The organism is Streptomyces sp. NPDC052773, from assembly GCF_044547145.1.
Taxonomy (GTDB): domain Bacteria; phylum Actinomycetota; class Actinomycetes; order Streptomycetales; family Streptomycetaceae; genus Streptomyces.
On sequence record NZ_JBITZX010000009.1, the window covers coordinates 1 to 22,902 of the forward strand.

16 protein-coding genes are annotated in these 22,902 nt (G+C 70.8%); 4 read left to right on the forward strand and 12 right to left on the reverse strand.

Going from position 1 to position 22,902, the window contains the following annotated elements:
- Nucleotides 1-260: 260 nt before the first annotated feature.
- From ACIG0D_RS20670 to thyX, 3 genes are all read right to left on the reverse strand, one after another.
- Entirely contained in the window at nucleotides 261-1,946 is a 1,686-nt protein-coding gene (locus ACIG0D_RS20670; RefSeq protein ID WP_399802768.1) for a ribonuclease J, read from the reverse strand.
- A gap of 159 nt (nucleotides 1,947-2,105) precedes the next feature.
- Entirely contained in the window at nucleotides 2,106-3,005 is a 900-nt protein-coding gene (gene dapA, locus ACIG0D_RS20675) for a 4-hydroxy-tetrahydrodipicolinate synthase (RefSeq protein ID WP_399802770.1), read from the reverse strand.
- Nucleotides 3,006-3,194: 189 nt separating this feature from the next.
- Nucleotides 3,195-3,929: an FAD-dependent thymidylate synthase gene (thyX, locus tag ACIG0D_RS20680; protein WP_399802773.1), complete on the reverse strand. Its 735-nt coding sequence runs from the start codon at nucleotides 3,927-3,929 to the stop codon at nucleotides 3,195-3,197.
- 158 nt (nucleotides 3,930-4,087) lie between these two features.
- Here thyX and ACIG0D_RS20685 point away from each other — a divergent pair, with 158 nt between their 5' ends.
- Nucleotides 4,088-4,327 (forward strand): hypothetical protein, encoded by a 240-nt coding sequence (locus ACIG0D_RS20685; RefSeq protein WP_399802776.1) that lies wholly within the window; start codon nucleotides 4,088-4,090, stop codon nucleotides 4,325-4,327.
- A 101-nt stretch (nucleotides 4,328-4,428) separates the two neighbouring features.
- Nucleotides 4,429-4,983, forward strand: a complete 555-nt coding sequence (locus ACIG0D_RS20690; protein ID WP_399802778.1) for a hypothetical protein — start codon at nucleotides 4,429-4,431, stop codon at nucleotides 4,981-4,983.
- Between the two features lie 77 nt (nucleotides 4,984-5,060).
- Here the strand turns inward: ACIG0D_RS20690 and ACIG0D_RS20695 are convergent, their stop codons facing one another.
- From ACIG0D_RS20695 to rpsO, 5 genes are all read right to left on the reverse strand, one after another.
- Nucleotides 5,061-5,513 carry a hypothetical protein gene (locus ACIG0D_RS20695; protein WP_166002625.1) on the reverse strand — a complete coding sequence of 151 codons (453 nt, stop codon included), beginning with the start codon at nucleotides 5,511-5,513 and terminating at the stop codon, nucleotides 5,061-5,063.
- 8 nt (nucleotides 5,514-5,521) lie between these two features.
- Entirely contained in the window at nucleotides 5,522-6,274 is a 753-nt protein-coding gene (dapB, locus tag ACIG0D_RS20700) for a 4-hydroxy-tetrahydrodipicolinate reductase (protein ID WP_365763330.1), read from the reverse strand.
- Between the two features lie 25 nt (nucleotides 6,275-6,299).
- Complete coding sequence (locus ACIG0D_RS20705; protein ID WP_399802782.1) at nucleotides 6,300-7,679, reverse strand: M16 family metallopeptidase; 1,380 nt, start codon at nucleotides 7,677-7,679, stop codon at nucleotides 6,300-6,302.
- The gene (locus ACIG0D_RS20710) at nucleotides 7,676-9,895 is read right to left on the reverse strand and encodes a polyribonucleotide nucleotidyltransferase (RefSeq protein WP_399802784.1); all 2,220 of its coding nucleotides are present in this window, start codon (nucleotides 9,893-9,895) and stop codon (nucleotides 7,676-7,678) included. The genes ACIG0D_RS20705 and ACIG0D_RS20710 overlap by 4 nt, the downstream gene beginning before the upstream one ends.
- Before the next feature lie 308 nt (nucleotides 9,896-10,203).
- A complete protein-coding gene (rpsO, locus tag ACIG0D_RS20715) occupies nucleotides 10,204-10,491 on the reverse strand; it encodes a 30S ribosomal protein S15 (protein WP_003997419.1) in 288 nt (95 codons plus the stop codon).
- A 267-nt stretch (nucleotides 10,492-10,758) separates the two neighbouring features.
- Here rpsO and ACIG0D_RS20720 point away from each other — a divergent pair, with 267 nt between their 5' ends.
- Entirely contained in the window at nucleotides 10,759-11,046 is a 288-nt protein-coding gene (locus ACIG0D_RS20720) for a DUF397 domain-containing protein (RefSeq protein WP_399802787.1), read from the forward strand.
- 54 nt (nucleotides 11,047-11,100) lie between these two features.
- Here ACIG0D_RS20720 and ACIG0D_RS20725 read toward each other — a convergent pair whose 3' ends face one another.
- Nucleotides 11,101-12,567 (reverse strand): PQQ-binding-like beta-propeller repeat protein, encoded by a 1,467-nt coding sequence (locus ACIG0D_RS20725; protein WP_399802790.1) that lies wholly within the window; start codon nucleotides 12,565-12,567, stop codon nucleotides 11,101-11,103.
- A gap of 62 nt (nucleotides 12,568-12,629) precedes the next feature.
- Entirely contained in the window at nucleotides 12,630-14,138 is a 1,509-nt protein-coding gene (gene eccD, locus ACIG0D_RS20730; protein ID WP_399803342.1) for a type VII secretion integral membrane protein EccD, read from the reverse strand.
- A gap of 368 nt (nucleotides 14,139-14,506) precedes the next feature.
- On the opposite strand from eccD, the gene eccCa reads away from it, so the two are divergent.
- Entirely contained in the window at nucleotides 14,507-18,481 is a 3,975-nt protein-coding gene (gene eccCa / locus ACIG0D_RS20735) for a type VII secretion protein EccCa (protein ID WP_399802792.1), read from the forward strand.
- Nucleotides 18,482-18,557: 76 nt separating this feature from the next.
- Here the strand turns inward: eccCa and ACIG0D_RS20740 are convergent, their stop codons facing one another.
- Together ACIG0D_RS20740 and ACIG0D_RS20745 are read right to left on the reverse strand one after the other, a co-directional pair.
- A complete protein-coding gene (locus ACIG0D_RS20740) occupies nucleotides 18,558-20,645 on the reverse strand; it encodes a PQQ-binding-like beta-propeller repeat protein (protein WP_399802794.1) in 2,088 nt (695 codons plus the stop codon).
- A 49-nt stretch (nucleotides 20,646-20,694) separates the two neighbouring features.
- A complete protein-coding gene (locus ACIG0D_RS20745) occupies nucleotides 20,695-22,899 on the reverse strand; it encodes a PQQ-binding-like beta-propeller repeat protein (RefSeq protein WP_399802797.1) in 2,205 nt (734 codons plus the stop codon).
- Nucleotides 22,900-22,902: the final 3 nt, after the last annotated feature.

Consider the following 22,902-nt stretch of genomic DNA (forward strand, 5'->3'; position numbering starts at 1 on the left):
CGACTCTATCAGATCTTTTCTCGATCCGATTTCCTCGGTGCTTTCCAGGTTCCCGCTCTCGCGTTTCCCTTTCCGGCGGTTCCGACTTTATCAGAGATTCTGAGTCGGATTTCCCGCCCCCTTGGCGGGACTGAGTCCGGCGCACGAGGCGGCCGGGTTCCCTCCGGGGCAGGGCCGTAAACGTACTGGAGCGGGGCGCCCGAATGCAAATCCAGGCGCCCCGCTCCGAGTTCACGCAGACGAGGGGGTCGTCCGCAGGGTCAGACCTCCACCACGACGGGGAGGATCATCGGCCTGCGCCGGTAGGTGTCGGACACCCACTTGCCCAGCGTCCGGCGGATGAGCTGCTGGAGCTGGTGGGGCTCGACCACGCCGTCCTGGGCGGAACGCTCCAGAACCTCCGTGATCTTGGGGAGAACCTCGTCGAAGGCGGAGTCCTCGATGCCGGAGCCGCGGGCCTGGACGTGCGGGCCGCCGGTGATCTTGCCGGTGGAGGAGTCGATGACGAGGAAGACCGAGATGATGCCTTCCTCGCCGAGGATCTTCCGGTCCTTCAGCGCCGGCTCGCCGACGTCGCCGACCGAGAGGCCGTCGACATAGACGTATCCCGCCTGGACCTTGCCGGAGATCTTGGCCTTGCCCTCGATGAGGTCGACGGCGACGCCGTCCTCGGCGATGACGATCCGGTCGTGCGGGACGCCGGTCAGGGCGCCCAGCTCGGCGTTGGCGCGCAGGTGGCGCCATTCGCCGTGAACCGGCATCAGATTCTTCGGGCGGCAGATGTTGTAGAAGTACAGCAACTCGCCCGCGGAGGCGTGGCCGGAAACGTGCACCTTGGCGTTGCCCTTGTGGACGACGTTCGCGCCCCAGCGGGTCAGGCCGTTGATCACGCGGTAGACCGCGTTCTCGTTGCCCGGGATCAGCGAGGACGCCAGGATCACGGTGTCGCCGTCGACGATGCGGATCTGGTGGTCCCGGTTGGCCATGCGGGACAGGGCCGCCATCGGTTCGCCCTGGGAGCCCGTGCAGACCAGGACCACCTCGTGGTCCGGGAGGTCGTCGAGCGTGCGGACGTCCACGACCAGGCCCGGCGGGACGCGCAGGTAGCCGAGGTCACGGGCGATGCCCATGTTGCGGACCATGGAGCGGCCGACGAAGGCGACCCGGCGGCCGTACTCGTGCGCCGCGTCCAGGATCTGCTGGATGCGGTGGACGTGGCTGGCGAAGCTCGCCACGATGATCCGCTTGCGCGCGTTGGCGAAGACCTGGCGCAGGACTCCCGAGATGTCCCGCTCGGGCGGGACGAAGCCCGGTACCTCGGCGTTCGTGGAGTCGGAGAGGAGGAGGTCGATGCCTTCCTCGCTCAGCCGGGCGAACGCGTGCAGGTCGGTGAGGCGGTTGTCCAGCGGGAGCTGGTCCATCTTGAAGTCGCCGGTGTGGACCACCATGCCGGCGGGGGTGCGGATGGCGACCGCCAGGGCGTCCGGGATGGAGTGGTTGACCGCGATGAACTCGCAGTCGAAGGGGCCGAGGCGCTCGCGGTCACCCTCCGCCACCTCGAGGGTGTACGGGCGGATGCGGTGCTCCTGGAGCTTGGCCTCGATCAGGGCGAGGGTCAGCTTGGAGCCGATCAGCGGGATGTCCGGCTTCTCGCGCAGGAGGTAGGGGACGCCGCCGATGTGGTCCTCGTGGCCGTGGGTGAGGACGATGCCGTCGATGTCGTCGAGGCGGTCCCGGATCGACGAGAAGTCCGGCAGGATCAGGTCGATTCCGGGCTGCTCCTCCTCGGGGAAGAGCACTCCGCAGTCGACGATCAGCAGACGGCCGCCGTACTCGAAGACCGTCATGTTCCGGCCGATCTCGCCGAGGCCGCCGAGCGGGGTGACCCGCAGGCCGCCTTCGGGCAGCGGCGGGGGCGGGCCGAGTTCAGGATGCGGATGACTCAAAAGACTCTCCTCAAACACGCGCGCCACGTACCGGTGGGGCACGTGGCGCGCATGACGTTCGTGCAGAAGCAGTTGTCGTGTGGGTGCAGGCACCGGTGGCCTGCGCTATTCAGTTGTGGAGCTCGTTGCTGCGAAGCGGCGGCTTCGCGAAGTCTGATGTCAGAGCTGTACCCCGCCGGCGGCAAGATCGATCTTGAGTTGCTCGATCTCCTGCGGCGTGAGTTCCACCATCGGCGGGCGCAGCGGTCCGGCGGGCAGGCCCTGCAGGGCGAGCGCTGCCTTGGTGGTCATGACGCCCTGGGTGCGGAACATGCCGGTGTAGACCGGGAGCAGCTTCTGGTGGATCTCGGTGGCCTTCTGGACGTCACCGGAGACGAACGCCTCGACCAGGGCGCGCAGGTCCGGGGTGACCACGTGGCCGACGACGGAGACGAAGCCGACCGCGCCGACGGAGAGCAGCGGGAGGTTCAGCATGTCGTCGCCGGAGTACCAGGCGAGGCCGGACCGGGCGATGGCCCAGCTGGCGCGGCCGAGGTCGCCCTTGGCGTCCTTGTTGGCGACGATCCGCGGGTGCTCGGCGAGGCGGACGATCGTCTCGGTATTGATCGGGACGCCGCTGCGGCCGGGAATGTCGTAGAGCATGACCGGCAGTTCGGTGGCGTCGGCGATGGCCTTGAAGTGCCGGTACAGGCCCTCCTGCGGGGGCTTGTTGTAGTACGGCGTGACGACGAGCAGGCCGTGTGCGCCGGTCTTCTCGGCGGCGCGGGCCAGCTCGATGCTGTGGTGGGTGTCGTTGGTGCCGACGCCGGCCACCACGTGGGCGCGGTCGCCGACCGCCTCCAGGACCGCTCGTACGAGATCCGCTTTCTCCGCGTCGCTGGTGGTCGGGGACTCGCCGGTGGTGCCGTTGATGATCAGGCCGTCGTTGCCTGCGTCCACCAGGTGGGAAGCGAGTCGCTGTGCGCCGTCGAGGTCGAGTGCGCCGTCCGCCGTGAAGGGCGTGACCATGGCGGTGAGGACCCGCCCGAAGGGGGTCTGCGGAGTGGAGGTCGGTGCCATGGGTTACACGCTACTCGTTGCTCAAGGCGCGGTCTGCCCTCGGGGGGGGCGGGATAAGTCCTGACATATGCGGAGCCCGGCACTGCCTGCTCGGGGGTTCAAGCAGTGCCGGGTCCGTTTGATCAGGCTAGATGAACTTCGCCAAATGCCGCAATACGGACACTTCGTGCGGCTGGTCCGCGACGGCCGCTACGGCGCCACACGACCGTTCGCGTTGAAGGCGGCGTAGGTGAGCGGCATGAGCTTGGCCCACTCCGCCTCCATCTTCTCGCCGACCATCTCGATCTCCCGCTGCGGGAAGGACGGCACCTTCGCCAGCTCGTGCTGGGTGCGCAGACCGAGGAAGTGCATCAGCGAGCGGGCGTTGCAGGTGGCGTACATCGAGGAGAACAGACCGACGGGGAGGACCGAGCGGGCGACCTCGCGGGCGACGCCGGCGGCGAGCATCTCGCGGTACGTCCCGTACGCCTGGCGGTAGGACTCCTGCATCGCCTCACTGGCCAGCTTGTGCTGCTCGGGGGTGCCCTCGACGAACCGGTACTTGCCGGGCCGTCCCTCCTGCACCAGCTTGCGGGAGGCGTCGGGCACGTAGAAGACGGGCTGCAGCTCGCGGTAGCGGCCCGACTCCTCGTTGTACGACCAGCCCACGCGGTGCCGCATGAACTCGCGGAAGACGAAGATCGGGGCGCTGACGAAGAAGGTCATCGAGTTGTGCTCGAACGGGCTGCCGTGCCGGTCGCGCATGAGGAAGTTGATGAGGCCCTTCGAGCGCTCCGGGTCCTTGTTCAGCTCGTCCAGGGACTGCTCCCCGAGCGTGGAGACGCGCGCGGCGAACAGCACGTCCGAGTCGGCCGCGCTGTGTTTCACCAGCTCCACGGTGACATCGCTACGGAACTCGATCTTGAAGTCGTCTTCGGGGCTCACGGTGTGGAGGGGCCTTTCCCGTCTCGTCTTGTGCCACGCCACTCTACCCAGCGGGACGACCGGCATCTTTCCGCCTCGAACGGGCACCTTTGAGGCGGTTCGTTCGTCTCTACGGATGACAAGATCCGTTCTGTTCCCGGAAGGGAGACACGCCCTCGATGTCCGGTCGGCGCGAGCCCGTGCCCTTCGCCTTTGTCGCCGAGGCCGACAGGTTCCGCAGCAATGTCATTCCCCCGCCCCGCGAGCGGGCGTCCGCCGGTGAGATAGCCGGGCGCTGGCTGCTGGGGCTGACGATCGTCGCCGCGCTGGTGGGGTCCCTGGTGGTCGGGACACCGGCGCTGCAGAGCGAGCGGGCGTCCACCCCGGCCCAGCAGTCCCAGGCGTCCGACGGGCGCTGAGCCCGGCCCGCCCCGGACGGCCCCCCTAGGGTGGTGAGGCGGCACACAGGTCGATAGCCTCACCGGGCACAGCCCACGCCTGGATCGAGTGAGGACCCGCCGTGCCCCTGCCCTTTCTGACGGCCGACCGAGCCTTCGACGCGGCGGACGACGTCGCGCTGCCGTTCGAGGACCGCGACCGCTGGCGGCGCCCCTACCGGCCCGGTCCGTGGCGGGTGGGGGTGGCCGCGATCTGGCTGCTGCTCGCGTCGTATGTGCTGTTCGCCGCGGTCGTCATCGCGCTGACCGGCACGCCGTCCGGCGCCGGGGTGATCTTCGGTGTCGCGCTGGCGATCATCGTGGTGTCGCTGCGGCTGCTGCGCATGGGCGTGTGGGTGAGCGCGCGGGGGCTGCGGCAGGTGGGTTTCCTCCGCACGCGCACGGTCGCCTGGGACCGGGTGGCGGCCGTGCGGACGGTGCAGCAGCCGGTGCGCTGGCTGGGGCTGCCCCGCGCGGTGCAGGGGCAGGCACTGAGCCTCGTACGCGCGGACCGGGCGGCGGGTGACATGGCGCCGCTGCTGACCACGCACAACGCCGACTTCCTCGGGCGCGCCACGGCCTTCGACCGGGCGGCGGACTCGGTGGAGGCGTGGGCGGCGGAGTACGGGCGCGGTTGAGCCGTACGACTACGCGGGAGGGGCCGGTCCGTCGGGACCGGCCCCTCCCCGTGTCAGGTCAGCTCTGAGAGCGGCCCTCAGACCTCCACGGTCTTGCCGTCGTGCAGGGCGATGGCCCGCTGCATCGCCTTGCGGGCCCGCGGGGTGTCGCGGGCGTCGTGGTAGGCGATGGCGAGGCGGAACCAGGTGCGCCAGTCGTCCGGCGCCGCCTCGGTCTCGGCCCGGCGCCGGGCGAACACCTCGTCGGCCGAGTCGCGGTCGATGCGGCCGCTGGGCAGCCGCTTCAGCTCGTCGACGGGCAGGCCGCCCTCGGCGTCGAGTTCGGCGGCGAGGGCGTTGGCCTTGCGGACGAACTGGGTGTTCTTCCACAGAAACCACAGCCCGATGACCGGCAGGATCAGCACCGCGACGCCGAAGGTCACGGTGAGCAGGGTGCCGGACTGGATGAGCAGGACGCCGCGGCTGCCGACCAGGAGGAAGTAGAACACCAGGACGGCGGCTGTGACGGCGTAGGACAGCTTGGCTCGCATGGTGCCGGTCAGCCCAGGTCCAGGAAGTGTTCCAGGCCGAAGGTGAGGCCCGGGGTGGTCACCACGCGGCGGGCGCCCAGCAGGATGCCCGGCATGAAGCTGCTGTGGTGCAGCGAGTCGTGCCGGATGGTGAGGGTCTCGCCCTCGCCGCCCAGCAGGACCTCCTGATGGGCCAGCAGGCCGCGCAGGCGGACCGCGTGGACGGGGACGCCGTCGACGTTCGCGCCGCGCGCGCCGTCCAGGGCGGTCGCCGTGGCGTCCGGGGCCGGGGCGGTGCCGGCGGCGCGGCGGGCCTCGGCGATGAGCTGCGCGGTGCGGGTGGCGGTGCCACTGGGGGCGTCCACCTTGTTCGGGTGGTGCAGTTCCACCACCTCGACCGACTCGAAGTACGGCGCGGCGATCTGCGCGAACTTCATCGTCAGGACGGCGCCGATGGAGAAGTTCGGGGCGATCAGCACGCCGGTCTGCGGGGAGCCGGCGAGCCAGCCCTCGAGCTGCGCGAGACGGTCCTCGGTCCAGCCGGTCGTACCGACGACGGCGTGGATGCCGTTGCGGACGCAGAACTCGAGGTTGGCCATCACCGAGTCCGGCGTGGTCAGCTCGACGGCGACCTGGGCACCGGTCTCGGTCAGGGTCTCCAGCGTGTCGCCGCGGCCGAGGGCGGCCACCAGCTCCATGTCCTCGGCGGCCTCGACCGCCCGGACCGCCTCGGATCCGATCCGGCCCTTGGCACCGAGGACCGCCACGCGCAGCTTGCTCATCTTGTTGCTTCCTAACGGGAGGTGACTAGGCCACGGCGTCGTGCAGCCGCGCGGCCTGCTTGTCCTTCAGCGGACCGATGACCGACAGCGAGGGCCGCCGTCCCAGGATGTCGCGGGCGACCGCGCGGACCTCGTCCGGGGTGACCGACGCTATCCGGGCCAGCATGTCGTCGACGGACATCTGTTCGCCCCAGCACAGCTCGCTCTTGCCGATACGGTTCATCAGCGCGCCGGTGTCCTCGAGGCCGAGGACCGTGGAGCCGCGCAGCTGGCCGATGGCGCGGTCGATCTCCTCGTCGGACAGGCCGTGCTGGGCGACGTGGTCCAGCTCGTCGCGGCAGATCTTCAGCACGTCGTGCACCTGGGAGGGGCGGCAGCCCGCGTAGACGCCGAACAGGCCGCAGTCGGCGAAGCCCGAGGTGTACGAGTACACGCTGTAGGCCAGGCCGCGCTTCTCGCGGACCTCCTGGAACAACCGGGAGGACATGCCGCCGCCGAGGGCGGTGTTCAGCACGCCCAGGGCCCAGCGGCGCTCGTCCGTGCGGGCCAGACCGGGCATGCCGAGCACGACATGTGCCTGCTCCGTCTTGCGGCCGAGCAGTTCGACGCGGCCGGCTGTGCGCACGGTGCGCCGGCCGGTGCGCGGGCCGATCGGCTGCGCCTCGGGGTCGTTCAGGGCGCCGGCCTTCTCGAACGCGGCGCGGACCTGCCGTACGACCTTGTTGTGGTCGATGTTGCCGGCGCAGGCGACCACGAGGTGGGTGGGGTCGTAGTGCTTCTTGTAGAAGCGGCGGATGCGGTCGGCGGTGAGGGCGTTGACCGTGTCGACGGTGCCGAGGACCGGTCGGCCGAGGGCGTTGTCGCCGAACATGGTGTGCGCGAACAGGTCGTGCACACAGTCGCCCGGGTCGTCCTCGGTCATCGCGATCTCTTCGAGGATGGCGCCGCGCTCGACGTTGACGTCCTCCTCCAGGATCAGGGAGTCCGTCAGCATGTCGCAGACGACGTCGATGGCGAGCGGCAGGTCGGTGTCGAGCACGCGCGCGTAGTAGCACGTGTACTCCTTGGCCGTGAACGCGTTCATCTCGCCGCCGACGGCGTCTATGGCGGACGAGATGTCCAGGGCGGACCTGCGGTTCGTGCCCTTGAAGAGCAGGTGCTCCAGGTAGTGGGTGGCGCCGTTCAGGGCCGGGGTCTCGTCGCGCGAGCCGACGTGCGCCCAGATGCCGAAGGTGGCGGAGCGGACCGAGGGCAGGGTCTCGGTGACGATGCGCAGGCCACCGGGGAGGGTGGTCTTGCGGACGGTGCCGATGCCGTTCATGCCCTTGATCAGGGTTTGGGTACGGGCGACGGCCCGCGCCTCCGAAGAGGTGCGGGCCGTCGCCTTGGAGCCACGGGACGTCACTGGTCGGCGTCGTCCTTCTCGGCCTCGGAGCCCTCTTCGCCCTCGATCACGGGGACGAGGGAGAGCTTGCCGCGGGAGTCGATCTCGGCGATCTCGACCTGGACCTTCTGGCCCACGCCGAGGACGTCCTCGACGTTCTCCACGCGCTTGCCGCCGGCCAGCTTGCGGATCTGCGAGATGTGCAGCAGACCGTCCTTGCCGGGCAGCAGGGAGACGAAGGCACCGAAGGTGGTGGTCTTCACGACCGTGCCCAGGTACCGCTCGCCGACCTCCGGCATGGTCGGGTTGGCGATGGAGTTGATCGCCGTACGCGCGGCCTCGGCGGACGGGCCGTCGGCGGCACCGATGTAGATCGTGCCGTCGTCCTCGATCGTGATCTCGGCGCCCGTGTCCTCCTGGATCTGGTTGATCATCTTGCCCTTGGGGCCGATGACCTCGCCGATCTTGTCGACCGGGATCTTCACGGTGATGATCCGCGGCGCGTTCGGGGACATCTCGTCGGGCCGGTCGATGGCCTCCATCATCACGTCGAGGATGTGGAGACGCGCGTCGCGGGCCTGCTTGAGAGCGGCGCCCAGCACGGAGGCCGGGATGCCGTCCAGCTTGGTGTCGAGCTGGAGGGCGGTGACGAAGTCCTTGGTGCCGGCGACCTTGAAGTCCATGTCACCGAAGGCGTCCTCCGCACCGAGGATGTCGGTGAGGGTGACGTAGTGCGTCTCGCCCTCGATCTCCTGGGAGATCAGGCCCATGGCGATACCGGCGACCGGGGCCTTCAGCGGCACACCGGCGTTCAGCAGCGACATGGTGGAGGCGCAGACCGAGCCCATGGACGTCGAGCCGTTCGAGCTCAGCGCCTCGGACACCTGGCGGATCGCGTAGGGGAACTCCTCGCGCGTCGGCAGGACCGGGATCAGGGCGCGCTCGGCGAGGGCGCCGTGGCCGATCTCGCGGCGCTTCGGGGAGCCGACGCGGCCGGTCTCACCGGTGGAGTACGGCGGGAAGTTGTAGTTGTGCATGTAGCGCTTGCGGGTCACCGGGGAGAGGGTGTCCAGCTGCTGCTCCATGCGGAGCATGTTCAGGGTGGTGACGCCCAGGATCTGGGTCTCGCCACGCTCGAACACGGCGGAGCCGTGGACCCGCGGGATGGCCTCGACCTCGGCGGCCAGGGTGCGGATGTCCGTCAGCCCGCGGCCGTCGATCCGCTTCTTCTCCTTGATCACGCGCTCGCGGACCAGCTGCTTGGTGAGCGAGCGGTACGCGGCGGAGATCTCCTTCTCGCGGCCCTCGAACTCCGGCAGGAGCTTCTCGGCGGCGAGCGCCTTGACGCGGTCCAGCTCGGCCTCGCGCTCCTGCTTGCCAGCGATGGTGAGCGCCTGGGCCAGCTCGGGCTTGACGGCGGCGGTCAGGGCCTCGAAGACGTCGTCCTGGTAGTCCAGGAAGATCGGGAACTCGGCGACCGGCTTGGCGGCCTTGGACGCGAGGTCCGACTGGGCTTTGCAGAGCACCTTGATGAAGGGCTTCGCGGCCTCCAGACCGGCGGCGACGACCTCCTCGGTGGGCGCCTCGGCGCCGCCCTCGATCAGCTTGATCGTCTTCTCGGTGGCCTCGGCCTCGACCATCATGATCGCGACGTCGCCGTCCTCCAGGACGCGGCCCGCGACGACCATGTCGAAGACGGCGTCCTCGAGCTCGCTGTGCGTCGGGAAGGCCACCCACTGGCCGCGGATCAGCGCGACGCGGACGCCGCCGATCGGGCCGGAGAAGGGCAGACCGGCCAGCTGCGTTGACGCGGACGCGGCGTTGATCGCCACGACGTCGTACAGGTGGTCGGGGTTGAGCGCCATGATCGTCGCGACGACCTGGATCTCGTTGCGCAGGCCCTTCTTGAACGACGGGCGCAGCGGGCGGTCGATGAGGCGGCAGGTGAGGATGGCGTCCTCGGAGGGGCGGCCCTCACGGCGGAAGAAGCTGCCGGGGATCTTGCCGGCGGCGTACATCCGCTCCTCGACGTCCACCGTCAGCGGGAAGAAGTCGAGCTGGTCCTTGGGCTGCTTGGAGGCGGTGGTGGCCGACAGCACCATGGTGTCGTCGTCCAGGTAGGCCACGGCGGAACCGGCGGCCTGCTTGGCCAGGCGGCCCGTCTCGAAGCGGATCGTGCGGGTGCCGAAAGAGCCGTTGTCGATGACGGCCTCGGCGTAGTGGGTCTCGTTCTCCACTAGCGTTTTCTCCTCGTCTTCGTCCCTTGGCTGCCCGTGTGGCAGGGGGACGGTTGCGGAGATGCGCGCCGTTTGTGCGGGCCGGTCTTCGATCGAAGCACCCGGGGCTCACTTCCCCCCGGGGGCCACTACCGAGGACCGGCGGCGGCTAGGTGCGCGTCTCCTCGTTCTTGTGTCGCACGTCGTTATGTGCCCTACGACATGCGTTGCATGCGTTGTGCTACCACACTACAAAGCGGCAGTGACACTCCGCACGTACAGCAAAGGGAGCGGCCCCCTCTCGTGGGAACCGCTCCCTTCACGGCGTCTTACTTGGCGCCCGCCGCACCACGGCGGATGCCGAGGCGGTCGACCAGCGCACGGAAGCGCTGGATGTCCTTCTTGGCGAGGTACTGCAGCAGGCGGCGGCGCTGACCGACGAGGATCAGCAGGCCGCGGCGGGAGTGGTGGTCGTGCTTGTGGGTCTTCAGGTGCTCGGTCAGGTCGGAGATCCGACGGGACAGCAGAGCGACCTGGACCTCGGGGGAGCCGGTGTCACCCTCCTTGGTACCGAACTCGGCGATGATCTGCTTCTTCGTAGCGGCGTCGAGCGACACGCGTACTCCTCGTAGTCTGTGAGTGGCCACCGAGTGCCCCCGGTCTTCATCGCGGGGGAGCTTCCGTTACTCGGGAGGCGGGGATCCGCTGGGCGCGGCCTCCAGAGGGATGCTCCGGGGGCGCGTACACAAACGGCCGTCACCCAGAGTACCAGCCCGCGGACGGCGTCCGTCGCGCGGTACCGGAACCGGCCCTGCGGCGGGGGTGCGGCCACTAGGGTGAGCCGTTGTACATGGTCAAGCACGCGGGGAAGGGGCCGGTGCGGCATGGCGGAGACGGAAGCGGAGATCAAGGCGCGCAAGGAGCGGGAGCGGGACGAGCTGTACGCCCTCGACATCTCCGGGGTCGAGTGGCACTGCGCGCCGGGCACCGAGGAGCACGAGGAGCGGGTCGAGATCGCGTATCTGCCCGGTGGCGCCGTGGCCATGCGGTCCTCGCTCGACCACGACACCGTGCTGCGGTACACGGAGGCGGAGTGGCGGGCGTTCGTGCTGGGGGCGCGGGACGGGGAGTTTGATCTGGAGCCGGGGGCCGCGGGGTCCGGGGAGAAGTGAGGCGTACGCGCGCGTGGGGGCCGTTCGTGGTCTCCACGCGCGCGTAGGTCGTTGTCACGGCTTCTTCGCCGCGGCGCTCTCGATGCCGAAGGCGAGCCAGACCCAGGCCTTGCCGTCGGCGTCGGTCGGCCCCTGGGCCTCCTTGGCGCCGAAGAACAGGCGGCCGTTCTGGACGACGGTGTCGGCAAACTCCATCACGGAGAAGAGCTGTCCTTCTTGCGGCAAGCTGAAATAGAAGTACGGGGTCTCGGCACCCGTCTTCGGGTTCAGGCTGACCAGCGCCATGGGTGAGATGCGGTCACTGCTCTCGCGCAGCGCGAGGAGCTGGTCGCCGCTCATCCGCAGGGGGCGGAGGAGGGTGTTGGGGCCGGATTCGAACTTCCTGACGGAGTTGCCCGTCTTCAGGTCGAACCCGATGATCCAGTTGGCATTGTGGATTATGTCGCCCTGTTCCTTGCTGGTCAGGAAGACCTGTCCGGCGCCCACGGCCAGAGACGGACACTCTTCCGTGGCGAGGTAGGTGATCTCCTCGGTGCACTCGGCGACGTATGCACCACCTTGCAGCGGGATGGTGGTGCGGTACTTGCCCCGCGCGTCGAGCGAGACGATCTCGGTGATGCCGACGTCACCGGCAGAGGTGGCGAGGACGGTGGGGGCCGTGGCGATGATGCGGACATCCTTGACGCCGACAGCGGGGGCGTAGGCCCACCGGCTGCGTCCGGTCCGCGGGTCCAGAGCGCGGATCTCGAAGGTGCTCCGGCTCTGCGGATCGTCCGAGTCGTAGCAGAGGAATCGGACCACCAGAGCCCGGCCGCCGCCCGCTCCCTGGGAGATACAGTCCTCGCGCGACTCCACCCGCCAGCGCAGCTTGCCCCGGTCCATGTCGTAGGCGTCCGTACCGTCGCCCCAGGTCACCGTGACAGTCGCGTGCGTGAGCGTCACACCCGGGTCCCACTGGCTGCCCGCGTCGGGCTTGTCGACGTAGCCGGAGACCGGGAACTCGGCCTGCCACACCAGCTTGCCGTCGTCGAGATCGACGAAGGCGACGTGGTTGCAGAGGGACTCCTTGTCCGCACTGTCCCGGAAGAGCACGGCGGTCCGGTTCTCCACGGTGACGTGCCGGGTCTTGCCGCAGATCGGTCCGCCCAGCCGAAGCTTCCACTTCTCTTCGCCCAGGCTCGCGTCGGAGCCGATCTCGACGCCGACGAGAGTCCTGTTGATGCCCTTGGCGAGGATCCTGTCCGTGGCCCACAGGCCGGGCATCTGATGGATCTCGCCGGGGGGCAGGTCGTCGGTGGACAGCCGTACGGCCATGACGCCATTGGGACTCGCCGGGCGCCGCTCGACGGTCTCCCGGACGTCGAGCCGGTGCTGGGCCGGGGCGGCCGTCGGCTTGGGATCGTCCGGTGCCGTGTCCGGCCACCACAGCCAGGCACCGGCGGCCAGAGCCAGCGCCACGACGGCCGCGACGGCGCCGAGCAGCACCGCGCGGCGCTTCCTGCGCCGTTGGTCGGCTGCCACGGAGGACTGGGTGTACATGGACGGAGGCGGGCCGAAGCTCACGGTGGATGCCTTTCCCGGCCTCAGTTGCCGGCCATCGACCGCGCCGACGCGTAGACGTCGAACACGGCGAGCGCCAGCGGGATCAGGGTCAGCAGCACGAAGGTCTCGGCGATCTCCATGAAGCGGCCCCAGAAGGGCGTGACGCCGCTGCGCGGGGCGATCAGGCCGATCGCGGTCAGCAGGGCGGCGGTCGCGGCGATGGCGGCGGCGAGCCAGACCGAACGGATGTCGAGGCCGGTGGTGTCGCCCTGGAGCGCGTCGCGCAGGTAGGAGTTCGGCGGGTTCAGGGCGAGGCCGAGGCCGAGGAAGACGAGGGCGGCGAGACCGGCGGCGAGCGTGGCGCCGACCTGCGCGGTGTAGCGGAACAGGTGGGCGCGCATCAGCATGGCGATGCCCGTGGCCAGGGCGAGGAGCTGGGCCCACAGGTTGCTGGAGAAGCCGAGGACGATGGAGGCGCCGACCGTGACGAGGGCGCAGCCGCCGACGAGGCCGACGAGGAGTTCGTGGCCGCGGCGGACCTGGGCGGCGATGCGCTGCGGGTCGACGGGCTCCTGCGGGGCGGTCTCGTCGTCCGTGTAGCCGCGGCCCGGGTTGGGCGGTTCGAAGCCGATGGGCAGCCGGGCGAAGCGCATGGACAGGCCGGGCAGGAAGGCGAGGGCGCAGACCGCGAGCGGTGCGCAGACGGCGGCCGTCTCGATGGGCTTCAGGTGGGTGAGGATGGCGACGAACGTGGTGATCAGGCCGATCGTGGAGGCGAACACGAAGGCCACGAACGGGCCGTCGCCGCTGGGCGAGACCAGGGTGAGGACCACGGAGGCGACGAGGACGGCCGCGCAGGCGAGGAGGAACTGGAGCCGTCCGATGCCCTGCCCCTCCGACAGCGGGAGCAGTCCGGATCCGGCGACGGCGATGTTCGGCAGGGCGCCCAGGCCGAGGGCGACGGCCGAGCCGCGGTCGTCGTAGACCCGCGCGCGGACGCACGCCATGGTGACGAGCAGGACGCCGGTGACGGCGGCGAGGATGCCCTGGAGGCTGTGCATGTCGTGGCGCAGCTGCGAGCTCCAGACCACGAAGGCGAGCAGGGCGGGCAGGACGCCGCCGGCGACCAGGCCGGCCGCGCGGGTGAGGGTGCCGTTCCACAGGGTGCGGTCCTGGGTGACGGCGGAGGCCACCGCCTCGGAGACGTCGTCGAAGACCGCGGGCGGCAGCGACTCGGCGAACGGACGCAGCGTCAGCAGTTCGCCGTCGAGGATGCGCTGGGCCGCGAAGGAGCGGGAGCCGTCGAGGACGGTGCCGTCGCGGCGTACGAGGTGGTAGCCGACCGGGGCGCCCTCGGCGGAGGTCTGGCGGGAGAGCCGCAGAATCTCCGGGTACAGGTCGGCGACTGACACGTCGTCGGGCAGTGCCACGTCGATGCGGCTGTCGGGCGCCACGATGGTGACGCGGCAGAATCCGAAGCCCGTGCCCGCCCCGGAAGGGGCTCCGGTGCCCGCTCCGCCGGTCGCGCCGGCCGGCGCGGAAGCCGTCATGCTCACCTGCTGTTCCCCCTCGTCGGTGGTGACGGAGGCCGCGGCGCCGAGCGCGCGACCGCCTGTGACGGTCTTGTGTACGACCGCCTGTAACGATCCTGTGTACGTTGTGCCGCGCCGCCCGGGCCGCCGGTCACGCACCGCGTTGCCCCGGAGCAGCCGGTCCCCGTGCGGGAAGCACTCGCATCGAACAGTGCGGATTGCCCGGTTCTGCGGGGCCCGATTCGCAACTGCTCACACGTCTCACGGGCACCCTACCGCCCACCGTTGTCAGTGGTTGTCAGTAGGATCGCGCTTCGAACGATCGACGTTCGCCGGACACGGGGCGGCGGGCGGAACGGTCGGTCCGGCAAGGGAATTGGTGCGAAGTGAGCCACATCGTCGTCAAGCGCCCGCCGCGGGCACTGCCGAGGGAAGTGCCCACGAGCGAGGTGGTGCTGCAGCCGCCGCCGGAGCTTCCGCGGGGGCAGCAGGAAGGCGCCCTGATGCAGCTCCTGCCCATGCTCGGCATGGGCGGTTCCGTGGTGTTCTTCTTCAATCCCCAGGCCCAGCCCTTCATGAAGATCATGGGCATGGTGATGATCGCGTCGACGATCGCCATGGGCATCGCGATGCTGATCCGCTACCGGCGGGGCACCCAGGGGCAGATCGCCGACATCCGCCGGGACTACCTGCGGTATCTGTCACAGACCCGGCGCGCGGCGCAGAACACCGCCAAGGCCCAGCGCGACGCCCAGTACTACCTGCACCCTTCACCCGAGCAACTGTGGGCGCTGGTCGCCGAGGGCAGCCGGGTGTGGGAACGCCGCGCCGGCGACGAGGACTTCGGGCAGGTGCGCGTGGGTCTCGGCCCGCAGGCGCTGGCCACGCCGCTGATCGCGCCGGAGAGCGCGCCGGTGGACCAGCTGGAGCCGCTGACGGCGGGCGCCATGCAGCGCTTCCTGGCCACGCACAGCACCCTCGAGGACCTGCCGATGGCGGTCTCGCTGCGCGCCTTCTACCACGTGTCGATCAGCGGCGACCCGGTGACCGTGCGCGGCTCCGCCCGCGCGGTGACCGCCTCCCTCGCCTCGTTGCACTCCCCCGAGGACCTGGTCATCGCCGTCGCCACCGGGCGTGAGTCCGCGCCCGAGTGGGAGTGGGCGAAGTGGCTGCCGCACGTCCAGGCGAAGGGCGAGGCGGACGGCGCCGGCAGCCGGCGTCTGATCACCCTCGACCCGGTCGAGCTGGAGGACCTGCTGGGGGCCCACCTCCAGGGCCGCCCGCGCTTCCACCCGAGCGCGCCGCCGGTGCCCGAGCAGCCGCACGTGGTGGTCGTCCTCGACGGTGTCTCGCTGCCGCCGACGTCCCTGCTGGCGAGCCCGGAGGGCCTGCAGGGCGTCACGGTCCTGGAGATCGTCCCCGGCGAACTCACCACCGGCCGCGGTGACCTCTCGATCGTCGTGCACCCGCGCGAACTGCGCCTGGAGTCGGCGCACGGCATGGTCTACGAGGGCACGCCCGACGTCCTGGCCTACGAGGGCGCGGAGGCCCTGGCCCGCCAGCTGGCGCCGCTGCGGATGGCGTCCGGCGGCGACGACGACGAACCGCTGCTGGCGAACCTGGAGTTCACCGATCTGCTGAACCTGGGCGACGCGGCCACCGTCGACCCCCGGCGCACCTGGCGCCCGCGGTCGCAGTCCGAGAGGCTGCGCGTGCCGATCGGTGTCGGCGAGGACGGCCGGCCCGTGATGCTGGACCTCAAGGAGGCGGCGCAGGAGGGCATGGGCCCGCACGGTCTGTGCGTCGGCGCGACCGGTTCCGGCAAGTCGGAGCTGCTGCGCACCCTGGTCCTCGGTCTCGCCGTGACCCACTCCTCCGAGACGCTGAACTTCGTCCTCGCGGACTTCAAGGGCGGTGCGACCTTCGCGGGCATGGCCCAGCTGCCGCACGTCGCCGCGGTGATCACCAACCTGGCGGACGACCTCACCCTCGTCGACCGTATGGGTGACTCGATCCGCGGTGAGCTGAACCGCCGTCAGGAGATGCTGCGCGACGCGGGCAACTACGCCAACATCCACGCGTACGAGAAGGCCCGCCAGGCCGGTGCCGCACTCCAGCCGATCCCCTCGCTGGTCCTCGTCATCGACGAGTTCAGCGAGCTGCTGACCGCGAAGCCGGACTTCATCGAGATGTTCGTGCAGATCGGCCGTATCGGCCGGTCGCTCGGTGTGCACCTGCTCCTCGCCTCGCAGCGCCTGGAGGAGGGCCGGCTGCGCGGCCTGGAGACCTACCTGTCGTACCGGATCGGTCTGCGCACCTTCTCGGCGGCCGAGTCGCGCGCCGCGATCGGCGTGCCGGACGCCTACGAGCTGCCGAACGTGCCGGGTTCCGGCTTCCTGAAGTTCGGCACGGACGAGATGGTCCGCTTCAAGGCGGCGTACGTCTCCGGTGTGTACCGCTCCAGCGCCCAGCAGGCCGCGTCGGTCGGCGGCCCGCTCCCGGTGGACCGCAGGCCCGTGCTGTTCACGGCGTCGCAGGTGCCGGTGCAGTACGTGGCGGTGCCGCGGCAGCGCCAGGAGGAGGACCCGGACCGCACCGACGACGCGCTCGCCGACACCGTGCTCGACGTCATCGTGCGGCGGCTGGAGGCGCAGGGCCCGGCCGCCCACCAGGTGTGGCTGCCGCCGCTGGACAGCCCGCCGTCGCTGGACTCCCTGCTGCCGGGCCTCGCCGCGGTGCCCGGCCGCGGCCTCACCCAGCCCGGCTACGAGGGCGCGGGCCGGCTCGTCATCCCCGTCGGCATCGTCGACAAGCCGTACGAGCAGCGCCGTGACCCGCTGTGGACCGACTTCGGCGGCGCGGCCGGCCATATGCAGATCCTCGGCGGCCCGCAGTCCGGCAAGTCGACCCTGCTGCGCTCGATCATCGCCTCGTTCGCGCTGACCCACACGCCGCAGGAAGTGCAGTTCTACGCGCTGGACTTCGGCGGTGGCGGTCTGTCCTCGGTGGCGGGACTGCCGCACGTCGGCGGGGTCGCCTCCCGCCTGGACCCGGAGAAGGTCCGCCGTACGGTCGCCGAGGTGTACGGCATCATGACGCGCCGCGAGGAGTACTTCCGTACGGCGGGCATCTCCTCCATCGCGGAGTTCCGTGCCCGCCGCGCGCGCGGCGACATCTCCACGACCGACCAGCCCTGGGGCGATGTCTTCCTGGTCATCGACGGCTGGGGCAACTTCCGCCAGGACTACGACGGTCTGGAGCCGGCCGTCCTGGACATCGCGGCGCGCGGCCTCGGCTACGGCATGCACCTGATCCTCACCGCGTCGCGCTCGATGGAGGTCCGCTCCAACCTCAAGGACCACCTGATGAACCGCCTCGAGCTGCGGCTCGGCGACCCCATGGACTCCGAGTTCGACCGCAAGGTCGCGGCGAACGTGCCGACCGGTGTCCCGGGCCGCGGTCAGACCCCGCAGCGGCAGCACTTCATGGCGGCGGTCCCGCGCATAGACGGACTGTCCTCCGACACGGACCTGGCCGAGGCGACGCAGGCGCTCGCGGCGGAGGTCTCGCGGCACTGGCAGCAGCCCGGCGCCCCGGAAGTCCGCCTGCTCCCGCGGGAGTTCCCGGCGCACCAGCTCCCGCCCGGCGACCGTTTCCCGAACCGGGGCATCGCCTTCGCCCTCGACGAGGACAACCTGGAGCCGGTGTTCGTGGACTTCGAGCAGGACCCGTTCTTCCTCGTCTTCGGCGAGAGCGAGTCCGGCAAGTCCAACCTGCTGAAGCTGCTGATCCAGCGCCTCACCGAGCGCTACGACGGCAACGAGGCGAAGCTCTTCGTCGTCGACAACCGCCGTTCCCTGCTCGGCGTGACGCCGGACTCGCATCTGGCGGAGTACGTCCCCATGTCCAACCAGATGCAGCACCACATGGACGCGCTCGCCGACCTGATGCAGCGCCGTACCCCCACCGCGGACGTGACGCCGCAGCAGCTGCGCGACCGCAGCTGGTGGAACGGACCCACGGTGTACATCATCGTCGACGACTACGACCTGGTCTCCACGTCCAGCGGCAACCCGCTGTCGGGCCTGACGGAACTGCTTCCGTTCGCCCGGGACGTCGGCGTCCGCTTCATCATCGCCCGCTCCACGGCAGGCGCGGGCCGCGCCGGCTACGAGCCCTTCATGCAGCGTATGAAGGAGCTCGGCGCCCAGGGCGTGGTCCTCGCGGGCGACCCCAACGAGGGCGACCTGCTGGGCGGCGTCCGCCCGCGGCCGATGCCGCCGGGGCGGGGTGTGTTCGTGTCGCGCAAGCGGGGGAAGCCGCTGGTCCAGGTGGGGTTGGTGCCGGACATCCACCAGTGACGGGCACCGCGTCGCGAGGCCTCGGGGCCGCGTCCGCTTCGGCGGGGGCGGCCCCGAGGCCGTGCCGGGCCAGGGCTCAGAAGACGGGCAGGGCGTGGAGCGAGGCGCCGTGGACGACGAAGGCCCTGTTGCCGCCGACGGCGAGGGCGACCCGCTCGGCCTCCGGCAGCTCGTAGGTCCACACCGCGTACCCTTCGCCCTCGTCCACGGTGCGCACCACGGTCTCGGAGGACGTGTCGATCATCCACACGCCGGTGCCCTGGAAAAGCGCGGGCCGGGCGTTGTCGGCGTCCGCCGGGGCAATCCAGAGCTGTTTCGCGTCGGTGCGGCGACGTCGTTCGAGCCCCATGCCGCCGACGGAGTAGACGGATTCCCCGTGGACCGTCACGGGGCCCCATTCCGCGGGGATCCTGTACATGTCGGCGGTCGGCTCGGACCAGATCTCGGTGCCGTCCGTCACCTTCACCGCGGTCAGCGTCTTGCCGTTGACGTACACGACCCCGCCCTGGGCGAAGGGCTCGATCGGCAGCTTCTCGGCCTGCTCGCGGCGTTCCCAGGCGACCCGCCCGTCCTCCGTCGCCACGGCCAGGACATGCCCGTCGGTGGTCGGGAGAACCAGCCGGCCGCCGCCCAGCGCCGCCTTCGTGGAGAGCGTGCCCCGGTAGGCCGCCGGCAGCTTCGCCGTCCAGCGGATCGTGGCGTCCGCGCGGCGTACCCCGCGCAGCCGGCCGTCCTTCGTCAGGACGTAGACAGTGTCCTCGTCCGCGGCCAGCAGAGCCTTGGCGTCGGCGGCCACCGTCCATTTGGGCTCACCGGTGGACGGCACGAAGGTCACCAGCGTTCCCTTCGGGTCGAGGGCGACGATCAACCGGTCGGAAAGCGACAGATACTGACTGGACAGCAGGTCCGACTTCTCCCATCGCAGCTTGCCGTCCACGACGTTGTAGGCCGCGATACCGCCGGATCCTCCGGTGACGACGACATCGCGCACGGGCATCGGTGCCGGGGATTCGGCGTCCACCGCGAGGCGCACCTTCCACAACGCCGTGGGGGAACCGTCGACGACGTAGTCACCGGCATCCCCGTCGAGCAACCGGGCCCGGGGTGTCGGCACGGCGGGCGGCAGGGTGAACAGGGCCTCGCGTGCTTCCTTGCGCGCCTTCTCCCGGAGCTGCCACCACCCCGTCGTGGCTCCGCCCGCGGCGAGCACGGCGCCGCCGACGGCGAGGCCGGTGAGCAGCCGGCGCCGCGGCACGCCGGCCGTGACCGTGGTGCTCACGGGTGAGGTGAGCCGGCGGATCCGGCTCTCGCGTGCCTTGATCTCCTCCCCCACCGGGCCACGGGCCCACACGCGCGCGCCGTTCCTCGGCGCGCTGAACGCCGCCGCGATCTGGCCGGCGGTGGGCCGTACGGCCTCGTCCTTGGCCAGACAGGGAGCGATGAGGGTGTGCAACTGCGGGGACAGACCGTGCCAGAGCGGCTCGCCGTGGACGACCTCGTACTGCACCGCGGCCACATGGCCGCCCTGGAACGCGCGCTGCCCGGTCGCCGCGTAGACGAGGACGGCGCCCAGGGAGAAGATGTCCGCCGCGGGCGTCACGCGGCGGCCCAGGACCTGCTCGGGTGCGCCGTACCCCGGGGTGACCGGTATCTGGCCGGTGGTGGTGAGCGTGAGCCCGTGCTCGGGCCGCGCGATGCCGAAATCGATGACACGCGGTCCGGTCGCGGTCAGCACGATGTTCTGGGGCTTGAGATCGCGGTGGATGAATCCGGCGGTGTGGATGTCCGCCAGGGTGCGAGCGACCGATGCCGCCAGGGCGTGCACTCTCGTCTCGTCGAGGGGGCCGTGCTTGTCGACCGCCTCGTCCAGCGTGGGCCCGGCCAGGAACTCGGTGGCGATCCAGGGGCGTCCGCCCTCGGTCTGCGCCCCCAGCACCGCCGCCACACCCGGGCTGCGGACCGCCCGCGCGGCGAGCGCCTCACGGACGAAGCGCTGGGAAAGGTTCTGGTCGTGGGCGAGTTCCGGGCGGAGCACCTTCACCGCGGCGACCGTCCCGGCCCGGTCCTGGCCGGCGTACACCTTGCCCATGCCGCCCGCGCCCAGTACGCCGAGCAGGCGGTACGGGCCGAGACGAACGGGGTCGCCGGTGCCCAGGGGTTTCATCGCTGATCGCCTTCTGTCCGGAGGGTGGGTCGTTCGGTGCGGTGGCCGCTCATTCCAAGGGGAAGGTCGCGAGGAACCTGCCGCCGAGGGCGATGATCGCCTTGGCGTTCTCGTGGGCGACGAAGCGGTCCCCGGTGGTCCGGTACGAGCGTGTGGGCGTACGGGACGAGAGATCGATCGCCCAGAGGTCCGAGGAACGCCTGCTGTAGACGTGGGCGGTCCCGATGACGGGGGCGTCCGTGAGGTCCGCCTTCGCTCCCTCGCCGCCCTTCTCCTGCCACCGCACCCGCCCGCTGTTCGCGTCCACCGCGACGAGGCCGGTCCCCTTCTCGACGGCGTACACCGCACCCTCCTTGACGGCCGGCGGGCCATAGGTGCGTCCGGGGCGTTCCGTCGAGGACTCCCACACCTGGCTGCCATCGCTCAGCCGCACGGCCTCCAGACGGCCCGTGCCCACGTAGAGATGGCGGTCGTCGGCCGCGAGCGGCAGCTGCAAGCGGTTCGGTGAGCGGCCGTCGAGCGGCTTCTCCCAGCGGACGGTGCCGGTCCGGGTGTCGCGTGTGGCCACACGGACCTTGCCGTCGTTCGTCTCCTGGAGTGTCACCAGATGGCGTCCGGCCACACGGGCGGCGACGAAGAGCAGGCGGTCCGCCCCGTCTCTCCGGCCGGGCAGCGGCTGGGTCCACAGTCGCTTGCCGGTGCCGAGGTCGACGGCGAACAGGGACCAGGTCTGGGAGGCGACCCAGTACGTGTCGTACTTCCCCCGGCCCGCCGCCACGTAGGCCACACCGTCCGCGGTGCACAGGATCTGGTTGTAGGCGATGACACCGTTGACGTCCGTGAACTCGGCGAAGGGCTCCGCCACCCTGCCGGAGGCGAGGTCGACGGACGCGAGGAGCAACGGAAATCCCCCGGGCTTGCCCAGGTTGCCCTCGGAACCCTCCGGCGCGACGACCTGAATCAACCGCTCGCCGTCGGCCGCCACCTGCCACGTCGGCTCCAGCTGGTCCGACGCCCACCGGATCTCCCCCGTGGCGGCGGCCAGGCCGGCCAGGCCCTGGCCCGCCCTCACCGCCACCAGGTCCCCCACGGCGAGGGGCCGGGCGGGATACAGGTCGTCCTCGGGCGTGGCGACCTGTCGCTGCCAGATCGAGTCGGGGTCCTTGGTGGGCAGCACGCTGTTGCTCGGGCCGACGACCGGTGGAGCCGGCTCGGGACCGGGTCGCTGACTCCACGCCCAAGCGCCCGCGCCCGCGGCCACCGCGCCGACCGCCAGTCCGCTTCCCGCCAGCAGCAGCCGCCTACGGGACACCCCGGCGGCCGGCGGCGCCTCCTCGGCTTCCGCTCGGGGCGGGGCGGGCAGCCGCTGCGGGGTGATGTGCCAGACCTCGGTGGCCCGGCGGGCGATCTCCGCGAGCAGTGCGTCCGGCAGGTGATCGGCAAAATGACCTGTGCCGTCGTGGAGCCGGGCGGCGAGGTCGGCGGTGGCCGGCCGCCGGAAGGGATTCTTGTCCAGGCACTGCGCCAGAATCGGAACGAGAGCGGTGGGTACGCCGCTCAGGTCCGGGTCGGCGTACCGGACCCGGTACAGCAGGTCCTGGGTCTGGCCGTGGCCGAACGGCGCCCGTCCGGTCGCCGCGAAGACGAGCACTCCGGCGAGCGCGAAGACGTCCCCGGCCGCGTCGTGATCCTGCCCGGTCGCCTGCTCGGGCGACATGAAGGCCGGAGTGCCGACCGCCGCGCCGAGCCGGGTGAGCCGGTCGTCACCGATGGCCCGCGCGATACCGAAGTCGATGAGCTTCGGGCCGTAGGCGGTGACGAGGATGTTGGACGGCTTGAGATCCCGGTGCACGACCTCCGAGGCGTGCAGCCGTCCGAGCGCCGCGCACAGCGCCGCCCCCAGCGCGCGCAGCGCCGGCTCGGGCAGCGGCCCGGCGGCTCCGACAGCCTCGTCCAGCGGCGGCCCGAGCACGTACTCGGTCGCCAGCCAGGGCGTGGGTGCGAGCGGATCGGCGTCCACGACCCGTGCGCCGAACTCCCCACCGATGACCCGGGCCGCGTCGGCCTCCAGCCGGAAGCGGGTGCGGGCGGCCGGATCGGCGGCTGTCCCGGCGTGCATGGTTTTGAGCGCGACCGTACGCCCTCCGGCGGAGCGCGCCACATAAACCGTCCCCATGCCGCCGCTGCCCAGCCGGGCGATGAGCCGGAAGGGGCCGAGGGTGGCGGGGTCGTCGTGGGTGAGGGGGAGCGGCATGCG

Bases quoted from the DNA above. Each gene is read 5' to 3' on its own strand.
- dapA (WP_399802770.1), bottom strand. From the start codon at position 3,005: ATGGCACCGACCTCCACTCCGCAGACCCCCTTCGGGCGGGTCCTCACC.
- ACIG0D_RS20685 (WP_399802776.1), top strand. From the start codon at position 4,088: ATGTCCGGTCGGCGCGAGCCCGTGCCCTTCGCCTTTGTCGCCGAGGCC.
- ACIG0D_RS20720 (WP_399802787.1), top strand. From the start codon at position 10,759: ATGGCGGAGACGGAAGCGGAGATCAAGGCGCGCAAGGAGCGGGAGCGG.
- ACIG0D_RS20695 (WP_166002625.1), bottom strand. From the start codon at position 5,513: ATGCGAGCCAAGCTGTCCTACGCCGTCACAGCCGCCGTCCTGGTGTTC.
- eccD (WP_399803342.1), bottom strand. From the start codon at position 14,138: ATGACGGCTTCCGCGCCGGCCGGCGCGACCGGCGGAGCGGGCACCGGA.
- ACIG0D_RS20745 (WP_399802797.1), bottom strand. From the start codon at position 22,899: ATGCCGCTCCCCCTCACCCACGACGACCCCGCCACCCTCGGCCCCTTC.
- dapB (WP_365763330.1), bottom strand. From the start codon at position 6,274: ATGAGCAAGCTGCGCGTGGCGGTCCTCGGTGCCAAGGGCCGGATCGGA.
- ACIG0D_RS20740 (WP_399802794.1), bottom strand. From the start codon at position 20,645: ATGAAACCCCTGGGCACCGGCGACCCCGTTCGTCTCGGCCCGTACCGC.